The organism is Amycolatopsis mediterranei (assembly GCF_026017845.1).
In the GTDB taxonomy this organism is placed as follows: domain Bacteria; phylum Actinomycetota; class Actinomycetes; order Mycobacteriales; family Pseudonocardiaceae; genus Amycolatopsis; species Amycolatopsis mediterranei.
Window position 1 is genome coordinate 4,351,176 of the sequence record NZ_CP100416.1, and the last position, 22,891, is coordinate 4,374,066.

Consider the following 22,891-nt stretch of genomic DNA (forward strand, 5'->3'; position numbering starts at 1 on the left):
CGATGACACTCTCCATTCCCGGTTTCGACCACGTCCGCCTGCCCGGTGCCGGCGGTGCCGAGCTGGCCGCCGCGGTCGGCGGCAGCGGCAGCCCGGTGGTCCTGCTGCACGGTTTCCCCCAGACGCACCTGATGTGGCGGCACGTCGCCGGGCGGCTGGCCGGCGAGCACACGGTGATCTGCCCCGACCTGCGCGGCTACGGCGCCAGCGACAAGCCGCCGGCCACCGGTGAGGACGTGTACGCCAAGCGCACCATGGCCGCCGACGTCGTGGCCCTGGCGGCGGCGCTCGGCCACGAGCGCTTCGCCCTCGTCGGCCACGACCGGGGCGCCCTGGTCGCCTTCCGTGCGGGCTTGGACCACCCCGAGACCGTCTCGCACCTGGGCATCCTCGACGTCGTCCCGACGCTGGACATGTGGAACGTCCTGCGCGGCGTCCCGGCGGCGGTCGGCTACCACCTCTTCCTCATGGCGCAGCCGCCCGGCCTGCCGGAGACGATGATCGCCAACAGCGCGGCCGCGTTCTTCGGCTCGTTCCTCGACGCCTGGGCCAACGACCCGGCCGCCATCCCGGCGCAGGTCCGTGCCGAGTACCTGCGGGCGAGCGCGGCGGCGGTGCCGTCGATCGTCGCGGACTACCGGGCTTCGGCGGGGATCGATGTCGCGCACGACCAGGCCGACCTGGACGCCGGTTCGCAGCTGGCCATGCCGGTGACGGTCGTCCAGCAGGACTGGGGCGCCCAGCTCGGCTACGACGCCGCCGGGGTGTGGAAGGCGTGGGCGCCGGACCTGGACCACCGGCTGACCCGCGCGGGCCACTTCATGGCCGAAGAGGCACCTGACGAGATCGCTGCGGCGATCCAGGACCTGCTGGCCCGCTGACGCCCGCGCCGACCGCGTCGACCACGCCCGTGCCGTCTTGGTGCGGGATGCGGCCGCGGTGCTCGCCGACGGGCTTGAAGTCCTCAGGTGCCGAGTTCGTCCGCATCCACATGTCGCCGGGGTTGATCGCGGAGAGCGCGACGCGGACGCGTACCTCGCCGGGGCCCGGTTCCGGCCGGGCGACGTCGAGCACCCGCAGCACGGTTTTCGCGGGGCCGTTGGCGGTGAAAAGAGCTGCCTTCATTGCTTGGTGTTCTCCCACGTGGTTGCGGTGCCGACCGGCTGGAGAGCGGCGATGACGCCGCGCATGACCGACTCCAGGTCGCGCTCGCCCTCCGGTGTCTGCACGCCGTGTTCCAGGGCGCGCGTCATGAGCTGCGCGGGCCGGGGCCCGCTCACCAGCTCGGCCCACGCGTCGTGCTCCGCCTTCAGGCCGTCGGCCGGATCCGCCGGCGGGACCAGCCTCTTCGCCGCGGCGATGAGCTCCGGTGAAAGCGCGGCGATCTTCTTCGCCACCTGGTCGACGACCGCGTCGAGCTCGGCCGCGGGCACCGCCCGGTTGATCCAGCCGTAGGCGGCGGCCGTGTCGGCGTCCACCAGGTCGGCGGTGAGCAGCAGTTCGAGCGCGCGGTGGCGGCCGACCCGTTCGCGCAGGTACTGCGTGCCCCCGCCACCCGGGACGATGCCCATCAGCACCTCGGTCTGGCCGAGGCCCGCGGTTTCCCGCGCGGCGAAGGTCAGATCGGCCGCCGCGACGAACTCGGCGCCGCCGGCACGGGCCTTGCCGGCGAGCTTGACGATCGTGACCTGCGGCTGGTGCCGGAGCAGTTCGCCGACGCCCTGGAACAGGTTGGCATCCGGGTTCCGGTCGGCGATCTCCTGCAGCTCGGCCAGCTCGTCGAGGATGTGGATGTCGACGTGCGCCAGGAAGAACTCCGGGTTGGCACTGGAGAACACGATGACCCGGACCGAGCGGTCGTCGCGCAGCGTGCCGAGCACCTCGTGCAGTTCGCGGATCAACGTCCCGCCGAGGAGATCTCCGACAAGTGGTCGATGATGACGATGGAGGTGCTGGAGCAGCCGACGCGGTTCAACGAGATCAAGCGGCAACTGGACGGCGTGACGCAGCGGGTGCTCACCCAGACGCTGCGCCGCCTGGAACGCAACGGCTTGATCCGCCGCCGGGTACTCGAGACCTCGCCGGTCGGCGTGGAGTACTCCCTCACGCCCCTCGGCGAGTCCTTCCGCGGGCCGTTCATCGGCCTGCTCAGGTGGACGATCGAGCACAGCGCCGAGGTCACGGCCGCGCAAGCCGAGTACGACGAGCGGTCGTCAACCCGCTGACGCGGGAACGCCGGGGCCGAGGCGATCGAGGACCTCTCACGTCACCTTGATGACGACCTTGCCCGAAGCGTGGCCGTTCTCGACGGTGGCGAGGGCGGCCGGGGCGTCGGACAGCGGGTGGATCGCCGTGATCACCGGCGCGAGGACTCCCTCGAGCGCCAGCTGCGCGGACCGCGCCAGGTTCTCACGGTCGAGGCGGCGCTCGACGGACCGGCCACCCAGCTCGGCCACGGACTGATCCCCGACGGCGATGACGGCACTGCGATCGCGCGCCAGCGGGGCGACCGCCCGCAGCGACGGGCCACCGACCAGGTCGACGATCCCGTCGAAGCCGTCCGGAACCAGCCCGCGAGCCGCCGTGACGACGTCCTCGGCGGTGTAGTCGACGAACCGCACCCCGATGGCCTCGGCCTGCTCGCGCTTGGCGGCACTGCCGGTGCCGATCACACGCAGCTGGCGCGACGGGGCCAGCCGGGCGACCGCGAGGCCGACCCCGCCGCCCACCCCGTTGACCAGGATCGTGGCGCCGGCCGGGAGGCCGAGTTGGTCGAGCGCGTCCACCGCGGTCGTCCCCGCCACCGGCAGCGTCGCCGCCACGGTGGCGGACAGCCCCGCCGGGATGCGCGCGGTGTTCGCCGCGGACAGCACGGTCGTCTCGGCGTACGTGCCGCCACCGGTGAGCGCGAAGCCGAACACCGCGTCACCCACCGCCAGCCCGTCGACGTCCGCCCCCAGCGCGAGCACGGTTCCCGCCGCTTCCATGCCCAGCACCCGGGGGAACGGGCGCCCGCCGTCGAGCCCGGGGACCAGACCGGCCCGCAGGAGGTGGTCGAGGGGGTTCACGCCGGCGACGGCGACCCGGATCAGCACCTCACCGGGACCGGGGCCGGGATCGGGCCGATCGAAGAACTCCTGCACCTCCGGCCCGCCGAACCTGCCGAAACCCCATGCCTGGCCCATTTCTGCCCCTTCCGGTGACCGGCCCCGGCGGTCCCGGGGCGCTGTGGCCATCCTGATCTCTCACACCGGTGTCAGGGGCAACCGGTTGAGGCGCGGGTCACAACGACCGCCCTCCGGCGCCGATTGCTTCCGCTACGGTCGCGTGCATTGCCGAGTGCGGAAAGGAGCATCCTGTTCGACCACTTCGCGGAATGCCGCTCGTGGAAGGTGCAGGCGATCCTCGACGCGGTGCGCGCCGATCCCGACGTCTACTTCGATTCGGTCAGCCAGATCCACCTGCCCACCTGGCACCGGGGCCGGGTCGCGCTCCTGGGCGACGCCGCCCACTGCGCGTCCCCTCTGGCAGGCCGGGGCACGTCCCTGGCGATGACCGGAGCGCAGTTCCTCGCCGAGGAACTCGAGCGATCGACCGCGTGGCCGTTCGGTAGCGAACCCGGACATCACACCTGGCGCCGGGCGGGAGTGACGGCGCGAGCCGCCAGCAGTCCGCCGAGCCCGGGCACGAGCGCGGACAGCCAGACCCGCTTCCGGCCGTGGGCCAGGAGCACCGCCGCGATGATCGTGGCCGTGTAGGCCAAGCCGTGCACCGGCCCGAGGATGCCGGAGATCGTGCGGTGGTGGACGGTGACCAGGTTGAGCAGCAGGAACGCCAGCGTGGTGAGTTCGACGGCGCCGAGGACGTGCAGGGTGCGGCGCGGGTTCACCGGACGGCTCCGGTCGTCGAACCGGGGCGGATGATCATGAGGACGACCACCACCGCCCACAGCAGGTTGAACAGCCCGGTGGACATCGCCAGGCGCCGATCCGGGGTGCCGCTGGTGAGAACTCGTTGCTGCCCCGGCAGAACCAGGCCGGCCAGGAGGACGGCGGCGCCGGCGGTCAGCACCATCGAGATGATCAGCCAGGCTTCGCCGAGCACGCCGAAGGCGGCCGCGGTGGCGATGCCGAAGACCGGCACGAAAATGCCGATGACCGCGTAGACGCGGGTGATCCGGTTCAGCACGCCGGGAACGGCGGTCTTGCGGGGATCGTCCGGCATCAGGTGGGCCGCGCGAGCCGCGGGCGGGAACATGCTCGCGGCGACCGCGACCGGCCCGATGGCGAGGATTGCCGCCAGGACGTGGACGGACAGCAGGAACGCCTTCACGCGCCCGCCCGTTCGCCGGTGACGTCGAAGAGCACGAACGGGGCTTGCGGGTGGGACATCGGTGATCCTTTCGCCGGTGGTGATCACCCGCCATGCTCTTCACCCTCGACGTCCTCCACCACTGGCCATCCGGTCAAGGAACACCGGGATCTGGCCACGGGTGCCGAAGGCCGTCCATCAGGAGGTTCAGCAGGCGGCCGGCCTTGGCTTCGTGCTCGGGCCGAGGGGCGACGGTGAAGATGCCGATGAGGGAGGCGGCGATGTCTTCGGCGGTGACGTCGGAGCGGAGGTCGCCCGCCGCGCGGCCGGCGTCGAGGATCGTGGTGATGGCCGCCAGCAGCTCGGTCCGGGTCTGCGCGTGGGCGATCTCGCCCGACTCGATCATCGCGAGCAGCGTGTCGAGCATGCCGTTCTTGGTCGCGATCCAGTCGCCGAACAGATCCATCCAGCGCCGCATCGCCGCGGCCGGGGGCAGTTCGCCGAGCAGCTCGCGGGCACCGGTCGTCAGCCGCCCGACCTGGTCGCGGTAGACCGCGTCGACCAGCGACTCGCGGGTCGGGAAGTGCCGGTAGAGGGTGGCGATGCCGACCCCGGCCTCGCGGGCGATCGCCCGCATCGACGGCTCGCCGTCGGCCGAGACGAACACGCGGGTCGCCACCGCGAGCAGCTGGTCGCGGTTGCGGGCCGCGTCCGCGCGCGGCGGACGGCTCTCCGGCTCAGGCAAAACGGAACACGCTCCGGTTGTGTTAGCCTCGGTCAGGTAACCGGAGCATAGTCCGTTTCGACGCAGCCAAGGAGATAACCGCCCATGCAGGCACAAAGCGACCGACCGTCGACGGCGCGGGCGGTTCGGCTCGGCTCGTTCGGCGGCCCCGAAGTCCTGGACGTCCGGGAGGTTCCGGTGCCGCAGACCGGTCCGGGCCAGGTCCGCGTGCGGGTCACCGCGGCCGGCCTGAACCCGATGGACTGGATCATGACCGCCGACGCGGACACCGCCGCCCGGTTCGGCTTGCGCCTCCCGGCCGGGTTCGGGACCGACTACGCGGGCGTGGTCGACCAGGTCGGTGCCGGGGTGACCGGCTTCGCACCCGGCGACCGGGTGTTCGGGGGTGCGCTGTCCCGCGCGGTCGCCGACTTCGTGGTGCTCGACGCGGCCGGCGAGACCGCAGCGAACGAGGCGCACCACACGCCCGACGGCGTCGACGACCGCACGGCCGCCACCCTCACGGTCGCGGGTCGCACGGCGTGCGCCGCTCTCGCCGCGGTCGGCCCCGGCCCGGACGACACGGTGCTGATCGGCGGCGCAGCGGGCGGGGTCGGGGTGTTCGCCGTCCAGCTGGCCCGGATCGCCGGAGCACGCGTGATCGGCACGGGATCGCCGAGTTCGGCCGGTTATCTGCGAGAGCTGGGAGCCGAGCCGGTCGCCTACGGCGACGGCCTGGCTGACCGGGTCCGCGCGCTCGCTCCCGGCGGCGTCACCGCTGCCCTCGATTTGTACGGCGCGGAGACAGTGCACGTCGCGAGGGAGCTCGGGGTCCCGGACAGCCGCCTCTGCACCATCGCCGTCCAGGTCGACGGCGTGGCGGGGGCCAACGGCGCGAACGCGGCTCCCGGTGCCCTGGAGGAGATCGCCCGCCTGGTCGCGGCGGGCCGGCTGCGGGTGCCGATCGCGGCGAGCTTCCCGATCGAACAGATCCGCCGCGCGGCCGAGCTCCAGGCCGGCCGGCACGTGCGGGGCAAGGTCGTCATCGACCTCCAGCCCGGGCCCGTCGCACCGGGAACCGCGTTCGGGATGCATGCCTGGACGCCCGGGACGCCCGGCTCCTAACGTGCAGCAGGGGGGAGACGACCAGGTACGGAGGCGGCACCATGGGACGGTTCGACGGCCGGGTGGCGGTGGTGACCGGTGCGGGTTCGGGCATCGGGCGGGCGAGCGCGGTCCGGCTCGGGGCGGACGGGGCCCACGTGGTCGTCAACGACCTCTCCGCCGAGGGGGCCGGCGAGACGCTGGCCGAAGTCGCCGCCGCCGGGGGAACCGGCGAGGTCGCCGTGGGGGATGTGCTGGGTGAGGGCTACCTCGACGAACTGTTCGACAAGGTCGTCGCGGCTCATGGACAAGTCGACATCGTGCACAACAACGTCGGGTTCGGTCGCCGCTGCGCCCTCGTCGACGTCACCGACGAAGCCTGGGCCCGGGGCATCGACGGCAACCTCGGGGCGACCTTCCGCGGGGTGCGCGCGGCACTGCGGGTGATGGCCCCGCGCGGCCGCGGTGCGGTGATCAACACCTCGTCGCTCGCCGGGCTGGCGAAGGTGCCCGGGGTGACCCCGTACTACGGCGTAGCGAAGGCCGGGGTCGTGCAACTCACCCGCGAGGCCGCTGTCGAGGCCGGAGCGTTCGGCGTGCGGGTCAACGCCGTGGTGCCCGGTTCGGTCCGGACGCCCTCGCTGGAAGCCTTCTTCGGGACGGACTTCGACGCCTACGTCGAGCAGCTGCCGCTGCGGCGGATGGTCGAGCCCGGCGACATCGCGAACCTCGTGGCCTTCCTCGCCTCCGACGACGCCGCCGCGATCACCGGCGTCGCCATCCCGGTGGACTGCGGGCAGAGCGCGGTGCTGTACCAGCCGTCGGTCGGCTGAGCGGCCATGCGCACCGGTCTGTACTTCGACATGCGCAATCCCGCCGCCTGGCGACGGGACCCCGCCACGCTCTACGGCGAGTTCCTCGAACTGTGCCAGGAGGCCGAACGGCTGGGCATCGACTCGGTGTGGGTGACCGAGCACCACGGCTTCGACGACGACTACCTGCCGGCCCCGCTGACGCTGCTGGCCGCCGTCGCCGCGCGGACCACGCGGATCCGGCTGGGGACCGGGGTGGTGGTCGCGCCGCTGCACCGCGCGGCCGAGATCGCCGAGCAGGCCGCGGTCGTCGACATCCTCAGCAACGGCCGGCTGGATCTCGGGCTCGGTGCCGGGTACCGGCCGACGGAGTTCGCCCTGTACGAGGCCTCGATGCGCACGCGCTACGCCGAAAACGACGCGCGGGCCAGGGAAGTGCGCGAGCTGTGGCGGTCCGGCGCGGTCACGCCGAAGCCGGTGCAGCCCCGCCTCCCGATCTGGATGGGCTACCTGGGCCCGAAGGGCGCCCGGCGGGCCGGGCTGCTGGGGGAGAACCTGCTCTCGGCGGACGCCCGCAACTGGGAGCCCTACCGTGCCGCGCTCGCCGAGGCGGGCCACGATCCGGCCGGGGGCCGGATGGCCGGTGGGGTGCAGGCCTGGGTCACCGACGATCCCGAACGCGACTGGCCGGTGGTTTCCCGGCACCTGGCCGCGCAGGTCGACTCCTACGCCCGGCACGCGCGCCAGGGCACCACCCTGCCGCCCGCGCGCCCCGCGGATCCCGAACGGCTGCGCGCGCGGGAACCGCGTGCCTCGCTGGACTATTTCTTCTACGGCACCGCGCCGGACGTGGCCGCGCGGATCCTGGACTACACCGCCGGCGCCCCCGTCGAAGCCGTGTACCTGTGGGCCGGCCTCGCGGGCATGGGGCAGGACGTGGTGGCCCGGCACATGAAGACGATCGCCACCCAGCTGGCACCGCTGCTGCGGGCGGCCGGACCGCGGCTTTCCAGTGGGGACAACGGGAACCGGGTTCCCCTTCCGGCAGCCACCGCGCACCCGTCGGGCGGGATACCGTCGGAGCATGGCGGAGGACGAGGCGGCGAAGCGGCCGGGTGACGGGCCCCTGGCCGGCCGGGTCGCGCTCGTCACCGGCGCGGGCCGGGGACTCGGCCGGGCGCACGCCAGGACGCTCGCCGCGGCAGGCGCGGCGGTGGTGGTCAACGACCTCTCCGTGTCGGTCGACGGGAGCGCCGCCGAGGACGACGATCTCGCCGCGCGGACGGCGGCCGCGATCGTCGCGGACGGCGGGCAAGCGGCGGCCGACCGGTCCGACGTCTCCGATTTCGCCGGCGCCGAGGCCGCGGTGCGGTGTGCGCTCGACACCTTCGGCCGGCTCGACATCCTCGTCAACAACGCGGGCATCCTGACCGGCGCCGAGCTGGCCGAACTGTCGCAAAAGGACATCGAACGCTGCCTCACGGTCAACGTGCTCGGCAGCGCCGGGACGGTCCGCGCGGCCTTCGGGCACATGCGGGCGCGGCGGTACGGCCGGGTGGTCAACACGCTGTCGGAGGCGGGACTGCGGACCGGCTGTCACGCGGGGGTCGCGTACGCGGCGGCGAAAGCCGCGCTGTGGGGTTTGACGATGGCGTTGTCCGACGAAGCCGCGCCGCACGGCATCACGGTGAACGCGGTGTCCCCGGGCGCGCGCACCCGCATGTCCCAGGACCACCTCGACCACGCCGGTCACGGCCTCGACCTGGCACCCGAACACGTGTCGCGGGTCGTGCTGGCGCTGGTCGCCGAGTCGGCGGCCGACATCACGGGCCGCGTCGTGCACGCGGCCGGCGGCGAAGTCCGTGAGTACCGGCTGTCGCGGGAGGCGGACACTCCGCTCGTCCGGCAGCTGGCCGGGAAGGAGTACGTGTGATGACGTCGACGCGGCTGGCCGGGAAGGTCGTGCTGGTCACCGGAGCCGGGCAGGGGATCGGGCGGGGCACCGCGCTGGCACTGGCCCGCGAGGGGGCCTGCGTCGCGCTGGCCGGGCGCACGGTCGCGAAGTGCGAGGCGGTGGCGGCCGAGATCGGCGCCTTCGGCGGCTCCGCGCTCGCGCTGGCGTGTGACGTCACCGAACGCACCCAGATCGAGTCCGCGCTCGCCGCGACGGCCGGCCGCTTCGGTGGGCTCGACGCGCTCGTCAACAACGCGCAGACGTCGGTCCAGCGGCTCCTGGCCGAGACGACCTTCGAGGACGTCGACGTGTGCTGGCGCAGCGGACCGCTGGCCACGCTGCACGCCATGCAGGCGGCGCTGCCGCTGCTGCGCGCCCGGGGCGGTGGTTCGATCGTGAACTTCGGGTCCAGCACCGCGATCGACGGGAACGCCGCTTTCGGCGCCTACGCGATGGCGAAGGAGGCGATCCGCGGGCTCTCGCGGGTCGCGGCGCGGGAGTGGGGCCGCTATGGCGTCCGCGTGAACGTGATCGTGCCCAACGCGCTCTCGCCCGCGGCGGAGCAGTTCGCCCAGGACGATCCCGAGCGGTTCCGGAAGCTGACGAAGACGATGCCGCTGGGCCGGCTGGGCGACCCGGAGGCCGACATCGGGCGGGCGGTGGTCGCGCTGGTGAGCGACGACCTGGCCTACCTCACCGGCGACACGCTGATGCTCACCGGCGGCGCGTGATGGCCGGGACGACCGAGCAGCGGCTGGCCCGGGTCGAGGCGCAGCTGGCCATCGGGCAGCTCCCGATGCGCTACGCCCTGGCCGTGGACCAGCGGGACCTCGACGCCTGGGTCGCGCTGTTCGTCCCCGATGTCGACCTCGGCCGCCACGGCCGGGGGCGCGAGGCCCTGCGCGCCTACATCGAACCGCAGCTGCGCTGGTTCTACCGCTCGGTGCACCTGCTGGCCGGGCACCGGATCGAGCTCGGTCCGGACGGCACCGCGACCGGTCAGGTCTACTGCCGGGCCGAGCACGAGGTCGGCGACCGGTGGATCGTGATGGCAATCCGTTACGACGACAGCTACCGGCTGGTCGACGGCGAGTGGCTGTTCGAACGACGTCGCGAGCGACACTGGTACGCCGCGGACGTGGCCGAGCACCCCCAGTTCGTGGGGTTCGACAGCTGGGGTACCGGGGGGCCGCCCGCGCTGCCCGGGGCCGACCGTGCCTGGCACGGCTTCTGGGCGGGGGAGCCGGACGCACCCACGCACCGGCCTGTGCGCGGCTGAAGAACGGCTGTCAGGGCAGCGCGCACAGGGTGCGTTCTTCGCGCGTGTCGGAGGTCGGACGCAACGCCCGGAGCACGAAGTCGAACGTGGTGTGCAGGGCCTGCTCCTCGGACATGCGCAGCCGGCCGTTGAGGCCGTCGTTGAGCAGGCCGTGCACGAGGTGGCGCACCATCGCGGCGTCGGCGACGGGGTCGCCGGGGCGGAACACCCGCTCGGCCATGCCGCCGCGGATCACCTCCACCAGCCGCTTGCCCGTGACGTCGTAGAGCCGGTGCACGTCCTCGGGAAGCTCTTCGACCAGTCCCGAGCCGAGGAACAGCCGGGCCCGTTCCGCGAGCTCCGGCCGGTAGATCGTGCGGACGTTGAACAGCAGCCAGGCGCGCAGCCTGTCCACGGCTGTGTCCGCCTCGGCGATCCACCGCGCGAGCCGTCGGTCTCCGCGAGCGGTCTCGTCCTCCAGCAACGCGAGCAGCAAGTGCGACTTGCTGGGGAAGGCGCGGTAGAAGGTGCTGGCGGAGGTGCCGGAGGCGGTGAGCACCTGGCGGATCTTCAGCGAGCGGAAGTGCGACCGCTCGAGCACGGCCCACGCCGCGCGCAGGATGTGGGCGGCTTCGGTATCCCCGGGTGAGCCTTCGACAACGGCAAGCTGCGACATCGCACCTCCGCTCCGGCCGACCGTCCCGAGAGCACGGAACGGATCCCAATAGTTAAATAATTTACACTATGGCGACCCGGTCTCCAAGTGGCGCGCAGGCCGGCGTGCAGGCAATTGATCTCCACGAAGATCCCGAAGTCGTCGACCTCCGACGAGAACGCCGTTCCCTGGGTCTGGCTGGACGGAGAGGTTACGGTCGTGACCTAAATCTCTTAATCTTCTAACTCTTTGATCAAAGGCGATCGCCGGAGGTACCCACCGTGGCCGACAGGCAACCCACAGTGCTCGAACCATCAGTGCTCGAATACCGCGTGGACACCGGGGACGGCTCTCGCTATCTGGAGCCGGCGGTGGAGACCATGCCCCGCGACGAGCTGGAGGCGCTTCAGCAGAAGCGCATCCTGGAGCTGGTGCCGGAGGCGTACGCGCAGTCCGGGTTCTACCGCGACCTCTGGTCCGCCGCCGGGGTCGACCCGGGCGCGGTCCGCACGCTCGCCGACTTCCGCCGGCTGATCCCGACGTTCACCAAGAAGGAGGTCCAGGCCTACCGGGAACGCACCGGCGACCCGTTCGCCGGCATGCTGTTCGTCCCCCCGGCCGGACTGACTTCGATCATGTCGACCTCCGGCACGACCGGCGATCCCGAGCCGATCCCGGAGATCTGGGACGCCTACCCGCCGCTGCAGCTGTGTTCGGCCCGCGACCTCTGGGAGATCGGGCTGCGGCCGGGGGACAAGGTGCTGGTGTCGGCGGGCTCGTTCCGCGGCTTCTACGACACCTTCTACCACGGGATGGGCCTCGTGCCGATCTTCGTCGACACCTGGATCGGCAAGGGCCGGGAGATCGTCGAGGCGCTGCTGCGGTTCCGGCCCGCGTACCTGCAGCTGATGATGCCGACCGTGCTCGAGCTCGAGCGGCTGGAGGGCACCTACGACGTCCGCGACGCGCTGTCCTCCCTCAAGGGCGCCTCCTTCGCCGGGCAGCCGCTCGGCCGCGCGCTCGCGGAGAAGGTGCGCGACGACTGGGGCGTCGAAATGTTCACCTACAGCAGTGCGGGGGACACCGGGACCTGCTGGGAGTGCCGCGAACACGACGGTTACCACCTCTGGGAGGACCTGGTGCTCGCCGAGAGCCTCGAACCCGGCGGCGAGGGAGCGGTCGCGGCCGGTGCGGTCGGCGAGCTGGTGGCCACCGACCTCGACAACCGCGCGGCCCCGCTGATCCGCTACCGCAGCGGAGACCTCGTCCGGCTCGGCACGCAGCCCTGCGGCTGCGGCCGGACGCACGCCCGCATGTGGGTCGTGGGCCGGCGCGGTGACGAGACGACGGTGGCCGGGACCCCGGTGGTGCTCAGCGAGGTCTGGGCGGCCGTCGAGTCCCTGCCCGAGACGAAGGACGGGATGTTCCAGATCATCCGCGAGTCGGCCACGGTGGACCGGCTGCGGCTGCGCGTCGGCTACGAACCGGCCCGGACCGCCGACGTCGCCGAGCTGGGTGTCCGGCTGCGGCACACGGTGCTGGCCCGGGTCGGGGTCGAGCCCGACCTCGACCTCGTCACCGTCGACGACCTGCTGTCCCGCAGTTCCAGTGTGGCCAAGTTCCCCCGGGTGGTGAAGTCATGAGCAGGGCGAGCATGGCGGCGGCGCTGCCGGGACCGGTGTCCCCGCTGTTCGGCATCGGGCTGTACACCGACGGCCGCGAGCAGGTCCCGTTCGAGATCGGCTGGGCGGAGTTCGGCCGCGACGTGCGCTGGGCGCACCGGGTCCTCGACACGTGGGGCATCGGCGAAGCCGATCACGTGCTCATCAGCACGCCCAACTTCGAAGGCCCGTGGGCCAGCCCGCTGGTGCGGGCCCTGCGCGACCGGCGGACCGTGCACAGCAACTCGGAGCCCTACAGCTGGGACGTCGGGCGGTCCGCGACCTTCCTGCGGCTGCTGCGGTTCAAGGCGTTCATCGCCATGTCCGGCGAGACGGCGACGGGCCTGCTGCGCCAACCGGACTGTGCGGAAGCCCTGGCCGCCCTGGCCCCGATCTGGGCCCGGCCGGAGGCGCTCGGCCCGCTGCGCGCCGCGGGCCTCGACCCGGCCGTGTTCGCGATGCTCGGACCCGCGCTCGCCCTGGAATGCCCCCGGCGAGCCGGGGCCCACGTCGATCCCGGCGAGTGGCGGCTGTCGCACGGACCCGAGGGAGTCACCTTGACCACCGTGGGCGACCGCCGGCACGTCGTGCACGAGCTGCTGGTGGCCCCGGCCGGGCGTCTCGAGCAGGCGCCGTGTCCCTGCGGACTGCCCGGACCCCGTCTCATCCCGGCGTAGCCGCCCGGTCCCGTCCGGCCGGGCGATCCCCGGCCGCTGCACCGCGCGCTCCGGTGCGCCTTCACGTACCCGAAAGCCCGAGGAGAACCCGCCCATGAGAACCCGACTTCCCGCGTTCACCCGATTCCGGTGGCCGGCCGGCGTGGCGGTGGTCGCGCTCGCGGCCGCCGCGTGCAGTACGACCGGCTCGGCCGCGACCGACACGCACGGCCTGACCGGCACCCCGATCAAGATCGGCGTGCTGGCCAACGTCAGTGGCCCGACCGGCGCCTCGGAGGCGTCGGCCACGAAGGTGTTCCAGGCCTGGGCCGCCCACACCAACCAGGCCGGCGGCATCGGCGGGCACCCGGTGCAGGTGGTCGTCAAGGACACCAAGGAGGACGCCCCGGCCGCGGCGGCCGCGGCTCGCTCGCTGATCTCCGACAGCTCGATCGCGGCCGTGGTGGCGGCCAGCACCAGCACCGACGCGGCCGTCGGCAGCATCCTGGCCGACTCCGGGCTGCCGGTCACCGGCGGCATCGGCTACAACCCGACCGTGTGGGGCAAGCTGAAGAACTGGTTCGGCCTCACCACCACCTTCCCGCAGGTGGTCAACATGCAGATCGCCTCCGCGCAGCCGGTGGGCGGCAGCGCGATCTCGGTGGTCGCGTGCGCCGAGGAGCCCGCGTGCGTCGCGGCGGTGCCGCTGTTCGAGGCCGCGGCCAAGGCGGCGGGCAAGACCTATTCGGGCACGATGCAGGTCGCGGCCGCCTCGCCGAACTACACCGCGCAGTGCCTGGACCTGGTCAACCGCAAGGTGAACTTCGTCCAGCTGTCGATCTCGCCCGCGGTCGGCGTGCGGGTCGTCAAGGACTGCCAGGCGCAGGGCTACGCGGGCTACTTCGGGTCTTCGGCCTCGGCGATTTCCCCCACGCTGTACCGCACCGCGAACATCCGGCTGGCCGGCGCGCTCAACGCGTTCCCCTGGTGGGCCGACACCGCACCGGTGAAGGCCTACCGCGCCGCGATGAGCGAGCAGGGCGTTTCCGACGACGACGCCGGCCAGCCCGCGTCGACCGCGATGTGGGCCAGCGGCGAGCTGTTCAAGAAGGCACTGACCTCGGCCGCCGGCAAGGCGAGCGACCCCGTCACGAGGCAGACCGTCCTGGGCGCCTACGGCAAGGTCAAGGGTGAGACGCTGGACGGCCTGCTGCCGCAGCCGATCACCTTCACGGCCGGCCAGCCCGCGCCGCCGGTGAACTGCTACTGGCTGTACCAGTACCAGAACGGCGCGTTCGCCGGGTCCGCCCAGCCCACCTGCCCCAGCTAGGAAGGCGCCACCGTGCTGCAGTTGCTGCCCTTCGTCGTCGCCGGGGTCGCCGCCGGGGCGATCTACGGCCTTGCCGGGACGGGCCTGGTGCTGACCTACAAGTCATCGGGCATCTTCAACTTCGGGCACGGCGCCATCGCCACCGTCGCCGCTTACGTGTTCTACGCGCTGCACACCGGGCTCGGGCTGCCCTGGGTGCTCGCGCTGATCGCGGCGGTGGGCATCGCGGGCCCGGTGATCGGGTTGCTGATGGAGGTCATCGCCGCCCGGCTGGCGCCGCAGCGCGTCGCCCTGCAGATCGTCGGCACGGTGGGCATCATCCTGGCGGTGCAGGGGCTGGCGACCCTGGGCTACGGGGCCAACACCATTCAGGTCGACCAGTGGCTGCCGGCCGGGCAGGCGACCTTCCGCCTGTTCGGCACGGTGGTCACCTGGGGCCAGGTCACCATCGTGGCCATCGCCGTGGTCGCGGTGGCGGCGCTGTACGCGATGTTCCGGTTCTCCCGGATCGGCCTGGCCATGCGCGCCGTCGTCGACGATCCGGACCTGCTGGCGATGCAGGCCACCGACCCCCGGCGGGTGCGGCGGATCGCGTGGGTCATCGGGTCGACGTTCACCGCGCTGTCCGGCGTCCTGGTCATGCCGCTCATCGGGCTGGACGCGGTGGGCCTGACCTTCCTGGTGGTCCAGGCCTTCGGCGCGGCGGCGGTCGGCGCGTTCGGCAACATCCCGCTGACCTTCGCCGGCGGCCTGGTGATCGGTATCGCCTCGGCCGTGTCGCAGCACTACGTCCTCGACGTGCCGTGGCTGAGCGGGCTGCCGTCCGCGCTGCCGTTCCTCGTGCTCTTCGTGACGCTGCTGGTGCTGCCCAAGCGCAAGCTGGTCCGGCCGTCCACTGTGGAGAGACGGCCACCGCCGGCCTACCGCGCGCCGGGCCGGGTCCGGCTGGTCGCGGGCGCGGTCGTGCTGGCCGTCCTCGTCCTGCTGCCGGCGGTCGTCGGCCCGGACACGCTGCCGTACTGGATCGCCGCGCTGATCGGCGCGGTCCTGCTGCTTTCGCTGGGCCTGCTGGTGCGCACGTCGGGCCAGGTGTCGCTCTGCCACGCCGCGTTCGCCGCGATCGGCGCGGTGGCCTTCTCGCAGTTCGCCGTCGACCTCGGCCTGCCGTGGGTGGTTTCGCTCCTGCTGGGCGGATTGGTCGTGGTCCCGGTGGGCGCGCTCGTCGCGTTGCCCGCCATCCGGCTGTCGGGCCTGTTCCTGGCGCTGGCGACCTTCGGCTTCGGCATCCTCGTGCAGCAGCTGCTCTACCACGAGCCGTACATGTTCACGTCGCTGTCGCAGGGCCGCACGATGCCGCGCCCGGACTTCGCGCCGGACGACGGCGCCTTCTACTACGTCGTGCTGGCCGTGCTGGTGGTGGTCGCGGTGCTGCTCGTGACGATCCAGCGGGGCCGGCTCGGCCGGCTCCTGCAGGGGATGTCCGACTCGCCGACGGCGGTCACCTCGATGGGCCTGAGCACCACCGTGTCCAAGGTGATCGTCTTCTGCGTGTCGGCCTTCCTGGCCGGTGTCGCCGGGGCGCTGCTGGGCGTCGCCCGGGGGTTCGCGGTCGGTTCGGACGTGTTCTTCCAGCCCTTCACGTCCCTGCAGCTGCTCGCGCAGCTGAGCCTGGCGCCGCTGGCCGAACCGTGGTTCGCGCTGATCGCGTTGACCAACGTGATCCCCGGCTACGTCCCGGGCGACGGGGTCACCGAGGTGCTGGGGATCGTGTTCGGCGTGTCGGCCGTGCTCGTGGCCGTGCGCGGCGGGGGGCCGCCGATGCCGCCGCGGCTGCGCGTCCTGCTCGACCGGCTCGGCGGACGCCGTCGCGGCGATCCGGTCGTCGCCGAGGCGCCGGTCCACGTGGTCTCCGGGGGCGCCGGGGTCTCCGTGCGCGGTCTGTCGGTCTCGTTCGGCGGGCTGGTCGCGGTCGAGAACCTCAGCTTCGACGCGCCGCTGGGCCGGATCACCGGGCTGATCGGGCCCAACGGCGCGGGCAAGACCACCACCTTCGACGCCTGCAGCGGCCTGAACCGGCGGTTCGGCGGCCAGGTGCTGCTGCACGACCGCGACGTCACGCGGATGCCGCCCGCCCGGCGCGGCCGCAGCGGGATCGGCCGCACGTTCCAGCGCATGGAGCTCTGCGAGACGCTCACCGTGGCCCAAAATGTCGTACTCGGCCGGGAATGCGCGCAAGCGGGGGCCGGGCTGCTCGCCCAGCTCGCGGCGCGCCCGGCGGAGCGGAAGGCGGCCGAGGCCGCGGCGTGGTCGGCGATGGAGCTGTGCGGCATCACCCACCTGGCGCGGGAGCAGGCCGGAGCGCTCTCGACCGGGCAACGCCGGCTCGTCGAGCTGGCCCGCTGCCTGGCCGGCCCGTTCGACGTCCTGCTGCTCGACGAGCCGTCGTCCGGCCTGGACCACGACGAGACCGAGCGCTTCGGGGAGATCCTGCGGCGGGTCGTCGAGGACCGGGGCGTGGGCGTCCTGCTCGTCGAGCACGACATCGCCCTGGTGATGCGGATCTGTGCCGACATCTACGTCCTCGACTTCGGGCGCCTGCTCTTCCACGGCACCCCGGCCGAGGTCTCGGCGAGCCCGGCCGTGCAGGCCGCCTACCTGGGCTCGGACGACCTGGCCCCGACCCTGGAGTCCCGATGACCGTGAACAGCACACTCGACGCGCCGGCCCTGGAGGTCGAGGGCGTCTCGGCGGGTTACGGGCCGACCGCGGTCCTGCGGGAGGTGAGCTTCACCGTGCCCGCCGGTTCGGTCGTCGCCCTGCTCGGCCCGAACGGCGCGGGCAAGACCACGGTGCTGCGCGCGGTGTCCGGCCTGCTGCCGGTGCGCTCCGGGACGATCCGGATCGCGGGGCGTGAGGTCACCCGCGAGCGGGCCCACCGGCGGTTCGCGCGCGGGCTGTGCCACGTTCCGGAGGGCCGGGGCGTCTTCCGCGGGCTGACCGTCCGGGAGAACCTCGTCCTGCAGGCCGCCGCCGGTCAGGAGGACGACGCGCTCGAGCGGGCGGTGGCCGCGTTCCCGATCCTGGGCCGGCGCCTGGGCCAGCAGGCCGGCACGCTCAGCGGCGGGCAGCAGCAGATGCTGGCGATGGCGGCCGCCCACGTGCGCAGTCCCGGCCTGGTGCTCGTCGACGAGGCGTCGCTGGGGCTCGCGCCGATCATCGTCGACGAGATCTTCGAGTTCCTGCGGCAACGCGCCGACGACGGCGCCGCGCTGCTGATCGTCGACCAGTTCGCCCGGCGGGCGCTCGCGCTGGCGAGCACCGCGTACGTCCTGCGGCGCGGCCGGATCGTGCACGGCGGTCCGGCCGCGGACCTGCTGAACTCCGACCTGTTCGGCTCCTACCTCGGCGGGCCGGTGGCCTGACCGGCCGCGGAGTCAGGACCCCGGCAGGGGATCGGGCTCGGCGGGCGTGGCCGGGTCCCACGGTGCGAACAGCGGCGGCCGCTTTTCGAGGAAGCTTTCGACGCCTTCCTTGAAGTCGGGGTGGCCCCGCAGGTGGCCCATCCAGAACCGGATCGCCGTCACGCGGGACTCCTCGAGCGAGCTCTCCCAGCTCGCGTAGACCTGCCGCTTGATCGTCCCCATGGCGACCGGGGAGCTGTTCGCAGCCAGGGACTTCGCGTACTCGAGCGTCTTGGGCAGCAGCTCGCCGGCCGGGAAGACCCGGTCCGCCAGCCCGAGCGCGACGGCTTCGTCCCCGAGCACGACCCGGCCCGACAGCAGCAGGTCCAGGGCGCGGGACGTGCCGATCAGCCGGGGGAGGGTCCAGGCCAGCCCGTGCTCGGCCATGATCCCGCGCTGGACGAACGCCGTGGTCAGCTTGGCCGTGGCGGAGACGAACCGCAGGTCGCAGTTGAGCGCGGCGATCAGGCCGATCCCGGCGCAGGCGCCGTTGATCGCGGCGATCACCGGTTTGGCGATGGTCGTCGGCGTGGTCATCGGCTGCCGGAGGTGGGGGTTGGTCGAGACGCCGGTGGCCACCTGGTCGGCGAGCGCGGCGGTGTCCATCCCCGGGCAGAAGCTGCGGCCCGCGCCGGTGACCACGACGACCCGGACGTCCGGATCGGCTTCGGCGTCGCGAAGCCTTGCGTAGTACCGGTTTTCCAGCTCGACGGACCACGCGTTGTGCCGGTCCGGCCGGTTCAGGGTCAGCACCGCGACCCCGTCGGCCACGGTCCGGGTGACGATCTCGGTCATCGGGTGCTCCTGTCGGGCCGGGGTTCGCGGGGCATGCCCAGTGCCGTCTCGGCCAGGATGTTGCGCTGCACTTCCGAGGTGCCGGCGTAGATCGTGCCGGACACCGCGTGCAGCCACACCGTGGACCAGGACGCGGTCGAGTTCGGGGCGCCGGGGTCGTCGGTGCGGTAGTGACGCAGCGGGCCGCGTCCCGTCGGCACCATGGCCTCCGGGCCGAGGATGTCCATGGCCAGTTCGGTCACCGCCCGGTGGTGCTCACTCCAGTACAGCTTGGACACCGACGCCTCGGTGCCGGTCGGCTCGCCCCGCAGCCACCGGGTCAGGACCCGGTTTCCCAGGTGCCGCATGATTTCGGCGCGGCTGTAGCAGCGGGCCAGCCGCTGCCGGACGACCGGGTCGCCGGCGACACCGCGTTCGCGCGCCAGCTCGATCAGGCGGTCGATCTCGGCGCGGAACATGATCGGGTTGGTGGCCGCCTCGTCGCCGCGCTCCAGCCCCAGCAGGCTCATCGCCACGGTCCAGCCGTTTCCGGCTTCGCCGACGACGTTGGCTTCGGCGGTGCGGACGCCGGTGAAGAAGACTTCGTTGAAGCCGGTGTCCCCGGTGATCATGGTGATCGGGCGGATGTCCACCCCGGGCTGGTCCAGCGGGACCAGCAGCATCGTGAGGCCGCGATGACGGACGGCGGCGGGGTCGGTGCGGGCCAGCAGGAAGATCCAGTCCGCGCTGCGCGCCTGGGAAGTCCACACCTTCTGCCCGTCGATGACCCATTCGCCGCCGGTCAGGACGGCGCGGGTGCGCAGGGCGGCCAGGTCGGAGCCGGCCCCGGGCTCGGAGAAGCCCTGGCACCACCGGTCCTCGCCGCTGATGATGCGGGGCAGGAAGTACCGCTTCTGCTCCTCGGTGCCGTGCCGCAGCAGCAGGTTGCCGATCATCTTGATGCCGAAGACGTCCTGCGAGCCGCTCGCCGGCAGCCCGGCCGCGGCCAGTTCCTCGACGAGGACCACCTGCCGCAGCCGGTCCAGCCCGCCACCGCCGTATTCGACCGGCCAGGCGGGAGCCAGGTAGCCGCGCGCGGCCAGCACCCGGCGCCACTGCTCGACGAAGGCCTTGGCCTCGTCGGTGTCCAGCGCGCCGAGACCTCGCCAGCCCGCGGGCACGTTCGCGGCGATGAACGCCCGCACTTCTTCCCGGAAGCCCTGCACCTCGGGTGGGTAGCTCAGGTCCATGCACGCCTCCTTCGACCGTAATAATCTAAATAAGTTTACTGTATTGATCGCGGGAGCGGGAGATCCCGCCGCCGGACCTTGCCGTTCGGGTTGCGGGGGAGGGCGGCGACGAACTCCCAGCGTTCGGGCACCTTGAAGCCGGCCAGCGTCGTCCGCGCGAACGCCCGCAGCTCGGCCGGCTCGGGCGGCGCCGACGGGTCGCGGGGCACGATGAACGCCATCACGGCCTCGCCGACCCGCTCGTCGGGCACGCCGACCACTGCGGCTTCCTCGACGGCGTCGTGCCGGGCGAGCGTCTGCTCGACTTCCAGGGGGTGGACGTTCTCGCCGCCGCGGATGATCAGGTCGCCCTTGCGGCCCACCAGGTGCAGGTAGCCGCGCTCGTCGAGCCGGCCGAGGTCGCCGGTGTGCAGCCAGCCGTCGGGGCCGGGCGCGAACAGGTGTGCGCCGCGCGCCCGGACCTCGCCGACGCCGGATTCGTCCGGCTCGTGGATGATCAGCTCGACTTCCTCGACCGGACGGCCGACCGAGTCGAGCAGTTCCTCGTCGCCCGCGGCCGCGCGCTCGTGGTCCTCCGGCGACAGGCAGGTCAGCGGAGCGCCTTCGGTCTGCCCGAAGAGGTTCACGAACGCGACGCCGGGCATCGCGGCCAGCGCCCGGCGCAGGGTGGCGGGGTGGATCGGGGACGCGCCGTACTGGAGCAGGCGCAGGCTGGGCAGCGCGAAGGCGTCCGCGCGCAGCAGCATCTCGATCATCGCCGGGACGGCTTGGGCGTGGGTGACGCCCAGGCGTTCCAGGCTCTGCCAGGCGTCGACGGTGAACCGGGGGAACGCGACGATCTCGGCGCCGGCGGCCAGCGCGACGGCGAAGGCGCCCAGTCCGCCGATGTGGTGGAACGGCGAGCTCGCGCTGTAGACGCTCCCGGTGTCCAGCCGCGTCAGCCGGGCGTTGACGATCGCCCGGGCGCCGAGCCGGTCCTGGCGGACGTCGACCCGCCGGGGACGGCCGGTGGTGCCGGAGGTGTGCAGCACGAACGCCGTGTGCTCGGCGGCGGCGGTCAGCGCGGGCGCGTCCGCGCGCGGGAGGTCGCCGACCACCACGGACCTCCGGCCGCACCGCCGCGCCAGTGCGCGGCCGATGTCGGCCGAGCCGGGCTCGCTCAGCAGGATCGGGCAGTCGAGGTCCGCCAGGCAGTCCGCGAGTTCGGCGACGGTGAGCCGGGGCGACAGCGGGGCGAGCGGGCGCCCGGTCGCCGCACCGGCGACGACCATCGCCATCGCCTCGGGCCGGGTTGTCATCAGTGCCGGGACGACGGTTCCCGGAGGGCAGCCGGTCTGGTCGAGCAGAGCCGTCGCGCCGCCGATCCGCCGGGTCAGCTCGGCGCCCGTCCAGCGGGTGCCGGGCTGGTCGGCGGCGGTGAGCAGCACGCGGTCGCGGCCGGTTTCCAGTGCCTGTGCCACAAGATCGATCCACGCCGGCGTCCCGGACGCTTGCACCGTCATCCCGTCCTCCGCACGTAGGGGGTAATATTATCTATATCAGTTAACTGATTCGCGGCAAAGGAGCGGAGTCCTGGTGAACGGATCACTCACCGATCGGCTGATGCTGCTGGTGGACCTGCAGCGGGTCGATGCGGACGTCTTCACGGCACTGCCGTCCGGCGAGCCGGGCCGGATGTTCGGCGGCGAGGCCGCCGCGCGGGCGTTGGCGGCCGCGCAGCTCACGGTCTCCGCCGACCGGGCGGTGCACGTCACGCAGGCGACCTACCTGCGGCCCGGCGATCCCGCGGAACCGCTGTGGATCCGCGTCGACCGGCTGCGCGACGGACGCGCCTTCTCCCTGCGGCGGGTCGACATCGAGCAGGCGGGCAAGGTGATCTTCACGGCGATGTTCTCGTTCCACCTCGGCGCCACGGCGTTCGAGCACCACGACCCGATGCCGCCGGTCCCGGCGCCGGAAGAGCTCGGCGGCCTGCGGGGCTGGACCGAGGCGCAGGCGGTGTGGCCCCGGTGGCTGGCCGGTGAACGGTCGTTCGACCTGCGGCCGGTGCCGGTCCGCGGCCGGGACGTCGCCGGCACCCGGGCGCTGTGGTGCCGCACGACCGCCCCGGTGGCGAACGATCCCGCGTTGCACGCCTGTTTGTGGCTCTACGCCAGCGACCTGACGCTGGTCGCCTCCATCCGGCTGCCGCACGAGCGCACCGCGCGCAAGAGCTGGCTGATGACCTCCTTGAACCACACGGCCTGGTTCCACCGGCCGTTCCGGGTGGACGAGTGGCACCTGGTGGTGCAGCGCTCCCCGCGCGCCTGCGACGGCCGCGGCCTCGCGCAGGCCCAGGTCTTCACCCGCGAAGGCGAACTCGTGTCCAGTCTCGCGCAGGAGGGGCTCGCGTCCGCGATCCCAGGAGAGTATAAAGAGTAAAATAGGTTAGCTATTTAAGGAGATGGATGTGACCGACGAGGGCGAAGCACCCCTGCTGGCCGCCGGGCTGACCTGGGACAGGATGCCGGTGGGCGGGGTCTTCCGGACCTCGGCCCGCACCATCACCGAGACGGACCTGGTCAACTTCGTCGCGCTCGGCGGGTTCACCGAGCCGTTGTTCTACGACGCGGGGCACGCGAAGGCGGGCGGCTACTCGGGCCGGCTGGTCCCGGGCGGGCTGGTCTACATGTTCGCCGAGGGGCTTGTGCTGCAGACCAACGCGCTGCACGGCACCGGGCTGGCCCTGGTCCACCTGGATTTCGACATCGCGGAGCCCACCTACGTCGGCGACACGCTGCACGTCGTGGTCCGGACGATCGAGTCGCGCCCGTCCAGCAAGCCGGGGCGCGGGGTCGTCACCAGCCGCTGTTCCATCCGGAACCAGCGCGGCGAGGAGGTCGCGGTGTACCGGCCGGTCCGGCTCATCCGCGGCGCCGACTTCGCCGAGACGGGGGCGTGA

The 22,891-nt window shown here is 72.7% G+C and carries 25 protein-coding genes and 1 pseudogene; 16 read left to right on the top strand and 10 right to left on the bottom strand.

All coding sequences use genetic code 11. The features are described 5' to 3' along the window. Positions 1 to 2: 2 nt before the first annotated feature. Positions 3 to 881, top strand: coding sequence for an alpha/beta fold hydrolase (locus ISP_RS20165; protein ID WP_013225658.1), 879 nt, complete (start codon positions 3 to 5; stop codon positions 879 to 881). Here the strand turns inward: ISP_RS20165 and ISP_RS20170 are convergent. After that, entirely contained in the window at positions 820 to 1,125 is a 306-nt protein-coding gene (locus ISP_RS20170; protein ID WP_176742230.1) for an alcohol dehydrogenase catalytic domain-containing protein, read from the bottom strand. The genes ISP_RS20165 and ISP_RS20170 overlap by 62 nt on opposite strands. Beyond that, a complete protein-coding gene (locus tag ISP_RS20175; RefSeq protein WP_013225659.1) occupies positions 1,122 to 1,901 on the bottom strand; it encodes an enoyl-CoA hydratase/isomerase family protein in 780 nt (259 codons plus the stop codon). The genes ISP_RS20170 and ISP_RS20175 overlap by 4 nt, the downstream gene beginning before the upstream one ends. Here ISP_RS20175 and ISP_RS20180 point away from each other — a divergent pair. Beyond that, positions 1,884 to 2,225: a winged helix-turn-helix transcriptional regulator gene (locus ISP_RS20180; protein ID WP_013225660.1), complete on the top strand. Its 342-nt coding sequence runs from the start codon at positions 1,884 to 1,886 to the stop codon at positions 2,223 to 2,225. The genes ISP_RS20175 and ISP_RS20180 overlap by 18 nt on opposite strands. A 36-nt stretch (positions 2,226 to 2,261) precedes the next feature. Here the strand turns inward: ISP_RS20180 and ISP_RS20185 are convergent, their stop codons facing one another. Continuing rightward, positions 2,262 to 3,185 (bottom strand): NADP-dependent oxidoreductase, encoded by a 924-nt coding sequence (locus ISP_RS20185; protein WP_013225661.1) that lies wholly within the window; start codon positions 3,183 to 3,185, stop codon positions 2,262 to 2,264. Between the two features lie 228 nt (positions 3,186 to 3,413). Here ISP_RS20185 and ISP_RS20190 point away from each other — a divergent pair. Next, a pseudogene (locus ISP_RS20190) lies at positions 3,414 to 3,572 on the top strand (FAD-dependent monooxygenase); the annotation flags it as partial. A 53-nt stretch (positions 3,573 to 3,625) separates the two neighbouring features. Here ISP_RS20190 and ISP_RS20195 read toward each other — a convergent pair. The 3 genes from ISP_RS20195 to ISP_RS20205 form a co-directional block, all read right to left on the bottom strand. Then, entirely contained in the window at positions 3,626 to 3,889 is a 264-nt protein-coding gene (locus ISP_RS20195; RefSeq protein ID WP_013225662.1) for a hypothetical protein, read from the bottom strand. Beyond that, complete coding sequence (locus ISP_RS20200) at positions 3,886 to 4,332, bottom strand: hypothetical protein (protein WP_013225663.1); 447 nt, start codon at positions 4,330 to 4,332, stop codon at positions 3,886 to 3,888. Before ISP_RS20200 ends, ISP_RS20195 begins: the two co-directional genes overlap by 4 nt. A 133-nt stretch (positions 4,333 to 4,465) precedes the next feature. Next, positions 4,466 to 5,056: a TetR/AcrR family transcriptional regulator gene (locus tag ISP_RS20205; protein ID WP_013225664.1), complete on the bottom strand. Its 591-nt coding sequence runs from the start codon at positions 5,054 to 5,056 to the stop codon at positions 4,466 to 4,468. An 84-nt stretch (positions 5,057 to 5,140) separates the two neighbouring features. Here ISP_RS20205 and ISP_RS20210 point away from each other — a divergent pair, with 84 nt between their 5' ends. The 6 genes from ISP_RS20210 to ISP_RS20235 are packed head-to-tail and all read left to right on the top strand — an operon-like array spanning position 5,141 to position 10,184. After that, positions 5,141 to 6,160: an NADP-dependent oxidoreductase gene (locus ISP_RS20210; protein ID WP_013225665.1), complete on the top strand. Its 1,020-nt coding sequence runs from the start codon at positions 5,141 to 5,143 to the stop codon at positions 6,158 to 6,160. A gap of 41 nt (positions 6,161 to 6,201) precedes the next feature. Next, positions 6,202 to 6,972, top strand: a complete 771-nt coding sequence (locus tag ISP_RS20215; RefSeq protein WP_013225666.1) for an SDR family NAD(P)-dependent oxidoreductase — start codon at positions 6,202 to 6,204, stop codon at positions 6,970 to 6,972. A gap of 6 nt (positions 6,973 to 6,978) precedes the next feature. Next, positions 6,979 to 8,070 (top strand): LLM class flavin-dependent oxidoreductase, encoded by a 1,092-nt coding sequence (locus tag ISP_RS20220; protein ID WP_013225667.1) that lies wholly within the window; start codon positions 6,979 to 6,981, stop codon positions 8,068 to 8,070. Further along, positions 8,036 to 8,884, top strand: coding sequence for an SDR family NAD(P)-dependent oxidoreductase (locus ISP_RS20225; RefSeq protein WP_013225668.1), 849 nt, complete (start codon positions 8,036 to 8,038; stop codon positions 8,882 to 8,884). The genes ISP_RS20220 and ISP_RS20225 overlap by 35 nt, the downstream gene beginning before the upstream one ends. Next, the gene (locus ISP_RS20230; protein ID WP_014467026.1) at positions 8,884 to 9,636 is read left to right on the top strand and encodes an SDR family NAD(P)-dependent oxidoreductase; all 753 of its coding nucleotides are present in this window, start codon (positions 8,884 to 8,886) and stop codon (positions 9,634 to 9,636) included. Before ISP_RS20225 ends, ISP_RS20230 begins: the two co-directional genes overlap by 1 nt. After that, positions 9,636 to 10,184, top strand: a complete 549-nt coding sequence (locus ISP_RS20235) for a nuclear transport factor 2 family protein (protein WP_014467027.1) — start codon at positions 9,636 to 9,638, stop codon at positions 10,182 to 10,184. The genes ISP_RS20230 and ISP_RS20235 overlap by 1 nt, the downstream gene beginning before the upstream one ends. 10 nt (positions 10,185 to 10,194) lie before the next feature. Here ISP_RS20235 and ISP_RS20240 read toward each other — a convergent pair whose 3' ends face one another. Continuing rightward, a complete protein-coding gene (locus tag ISP_RS20240) occupies positions 10,195 to 10,839 on the bottom strand; it encodes a TetR/AcrR family transcriptional regulator (RefSeq protein WP_013225671.1) in 645 nt (214 codons plus the stop codon). A 281-nt stretch (positions 10,840 to 11,120) separates the two neighbouring features. On the opposite strand from ISP_RS20240, the gene ISP_RS20245 reads away from it, so the two are divergent. The 5 genes from ISP_RS20245 (at position 11,121) to ISP_RS20265 (ending at position 17,887) form a co-directional block, all read left to right on the top strand. After that, complete coding sequence (locus tag ISP_RS20245) at positions 11,121 to 12,461, top strand: phenylacetate--CoA ligase family protein (protein WP_238594876.1); 1,341 nt, start codon at positions 11,121 to 11,123, stop codon at positions 12,459 to 12,461. Continuing rightward, on the top strand, positions 12,458 to 13,156 hold the full coding sequence (locus ISP_RS20250; protein ID WP_230468863.1) for a hypothetical protein: 699 nt from the start codon (positions 12,458 to 12,460) through the stop codon (positions 13,154 to 13,156). The genes ISP_RS20245 and ISP_RS20250 overlap by 4 nt, the downstream gene beginning before the upstream one ends. A gap of 94 nt (positions 13,157 to 13,250) precedes the next feature. Further along, positions 13,251 to 14,465 (top strand): ABC transporter substrate-binding protein, encoded by a 1,215-nt coding sequence (locus tag ISP_RS20255; protein WP_013225674.1) that lies wholly within the window; start codon positions 13,251 to 13,253, stop codon positions 14,463 to 14,465. 12 nt (positions 14,466 to 14,477) lie between these two features. Next, positions 14,478 to 17,162 (top strand): branched-chain amino acid ABC transporter permease/ATP-binding protein, encoded by a 2,685-nt coding sequence (locus tag ISP_RS20260; protein WP_013225675.1) that lies wholly within the window; start codon positions 14,478 to 14,480, stop codon positions 17,160 to 17,162. Then, on the top strand, positions 17,159 to 17,887 hold the full coding sequence (locus ISP_RS20265) for an ABC transporter ATP-binding protein (protein WP_013225676.1): 729 nt from the start codon (positions 17,159 to 17,161) through the stop codon (positions 17,885 to 17,887). The genes ISP_RS20260 and ISP_RS20265 overlap by 4 nt, the downstream gene beginning before the upstream one ends. A gap of 12 nt (positions 17,888 to 17,899) precedes the next feature. Here the strand turns inward: ISP_RS20265 and ISP_RS20270 are convergent, their stop codons facing one another. Genes ISP_RS20270 through ISP_RS20280 form a run of 3 tightly spaced genes read right to left on the bottom strand, consistent with a single transcriptional unit; the run spans position 17,900 to position 21,452 of the window. Next, the gene (locus ISP_RS20270; protein WP_013225677.1) at positions 17,900 to 18,721 is read right to left on the bottom strand and encodes an enoyl-CoA hydratase-related protein; all 822 of its coding nucleotides are present in this window, start codon (positions 18,719 to 18,721) and stop codon (positions 17,900 to 17,902) included. Further along, entirely contained in the window at positions 18,718 to 19,950 is a 1,233-nt protein-coding gene (locus ISP_RS20275) for an acyl-CoA dehydrogenase family protein (protein WP_013225678.1), read from the bottom strand. The genes ISP_RS20270 and ISP_RS20275 overlap by 4 nt, the downstream gene beginning before the upstream one ends. Positions 19,951 to 19,985: 35 nt before the next feature. After that, positions 19,986 to 21,452, bottom strand: coding sequence for a class I adenylate-forming enzyme family protein (locus ISP_RS20280; RefSeq protein WP_013225679.1), 1,467 nt, complete (start codon positions 21,450 to 21,452; stop codon positions 19,986 to 19,988). A gap of 73 nt (positions 21,453 to 21,525) precedes the next feature. On the opposite strand from ISP_RS20280, the gene ISP_RS20285 reads away from it, so the two are divergent. Next, complete coding sequence (locus ISP_RS20285; RefSeq protein WP_013225680.1) at positions 21,526 to 22,371, top strand: acyl-CoA thioesterase; 846 nt, start codon at positions 21,526 to 21,528, stop codon at positions 22,369 to 22,371. A 22-nt stretch (positions 22,372 to 22,393) separates the two neighbouring features. After that, positions 22,394 to 22,891, top strand: coding sequence for a MaoC family dehydratase (locus ISP_RS20290; RefSeq protein WP_230468864.1), 498 nt, complete (start codon positions 22,394 to 22,396; stop codon positions 22,889 to 22,891).

Coding starts and splice junctions, on each gene's coding strand:
- ISP_RS20165 (WP_013225658.1), top strand. CDS start 3: ATGACACTCTCCATTCCCGGTTTCGACCACGTCCGCCTGCCCGGTGCC.
- ISP_RS20170 (WP_176742230.1), bottom strand. CDS start 1,125: ATGAAGGCAGCTCTTTTCACCGCCAACGGCCCCGCGAAAACCGTGCTG.
- ISP_RS20185 (WP_013225661.1), bottom strand. CDS start 3,185: ATGGGCCAGGCATGGGGTTTCGGCAGGTTCGGCGGGCCGGAGGTGCAG.
- ISP_RS20210 (WP_013225665.1), top strand. CDS start 5,141: ATGCAGGCACAAAGCGACCGACCGTCGACGGCGCGGGCGGTTCGGCTC.
- ISP_RS20215 (WP_013225666.1), top strand. CDS start 6,202: ATGGGACGGTTCGACGGCCGGGTGGCGGTGGTGACCGGTGCGGGTTCG.
- ISP_RS20220 (WP_013225667.1), top strand. CDS start 6,979: ATGCGCACCGGTCTGTACTTCGACATGCGCAATCCCGCCGCCTGGCGA.
- ISP_RS20225 (WP_013225668.1), top strand. CDS start 8,036: ATGGCGGAGGACGAGGCGGCGAAGCGGCCGGGTGACGGGCCCCTGGCC.
- ISP_RS20230 (WP_014467026.1), top strand. CDS start 8,884: ATGACGTCGACGCGGCTGGCCGGGAAGGTCGTGCTGGTCACCGGAGCC.
- ISP_RS20235 (WP_014467027.1), top strand. CDS start 9,636: ATGGCCGGGACGACCGAGCAGCGGCTGGCCCGGGTCGAGGCGCAGCTG.
- ISP_RS20240 (WP_013225671.1), bottom strand. CDS start 10,839: ATGTCGCAGCTTGCCGTTGTCGAAGGCTCACCCGGGGATACCGAAGCC.
- ISP_RS20250 (WP_230468863.1), top strand. CDS start 12,458: ATGAGCAGGGCGAGCATGGCGGCGGCGCTGCCGGGACCGGTGTCCCCG.
- ISP_RS20255 (WP_013225674.1), top strand. CDS start 13,251: ATGAGAACCCGACTTCCCGCGTTCACCCGATTCCGGTGGCCGGCCGGC.
- ISP_RS20265 (WP_013225676.1), top strand. CDS start 17,159: ATGACCGTGAACAGCACACTCGACGCGCCGGCCCTGGAGGTCGAGGGC.
- ISP_RS20270 (WP_013225677.1), bottom strand. CDS start 18,721: ATGACCGAGATCGTCACCCGGACCGTGGCCGACGGGGTCGCGGTGCTG.
- ISP_RS20275 (WP_013225678.1), bottom strand. CDS start 19,950: ATGGACCTGAGCTACCCACCCGAGGTGCAGGGCTTCCGGGAAGAAGTG.
- ISP_RS20280 (WP_013225679.1), bottom strand. CDS start 21,452: ATGACGGTGCAAGCGTCCGGGACGCCGGCGTGGATCGATCTTGTGGCA.
- ISP_RS20290 (WP_230468864.1), top strand. CDS start 22,394: ATGGATGTGACCGACGAGGGCGAAGCACCCCTGCTGGCCGCCGGGCTG.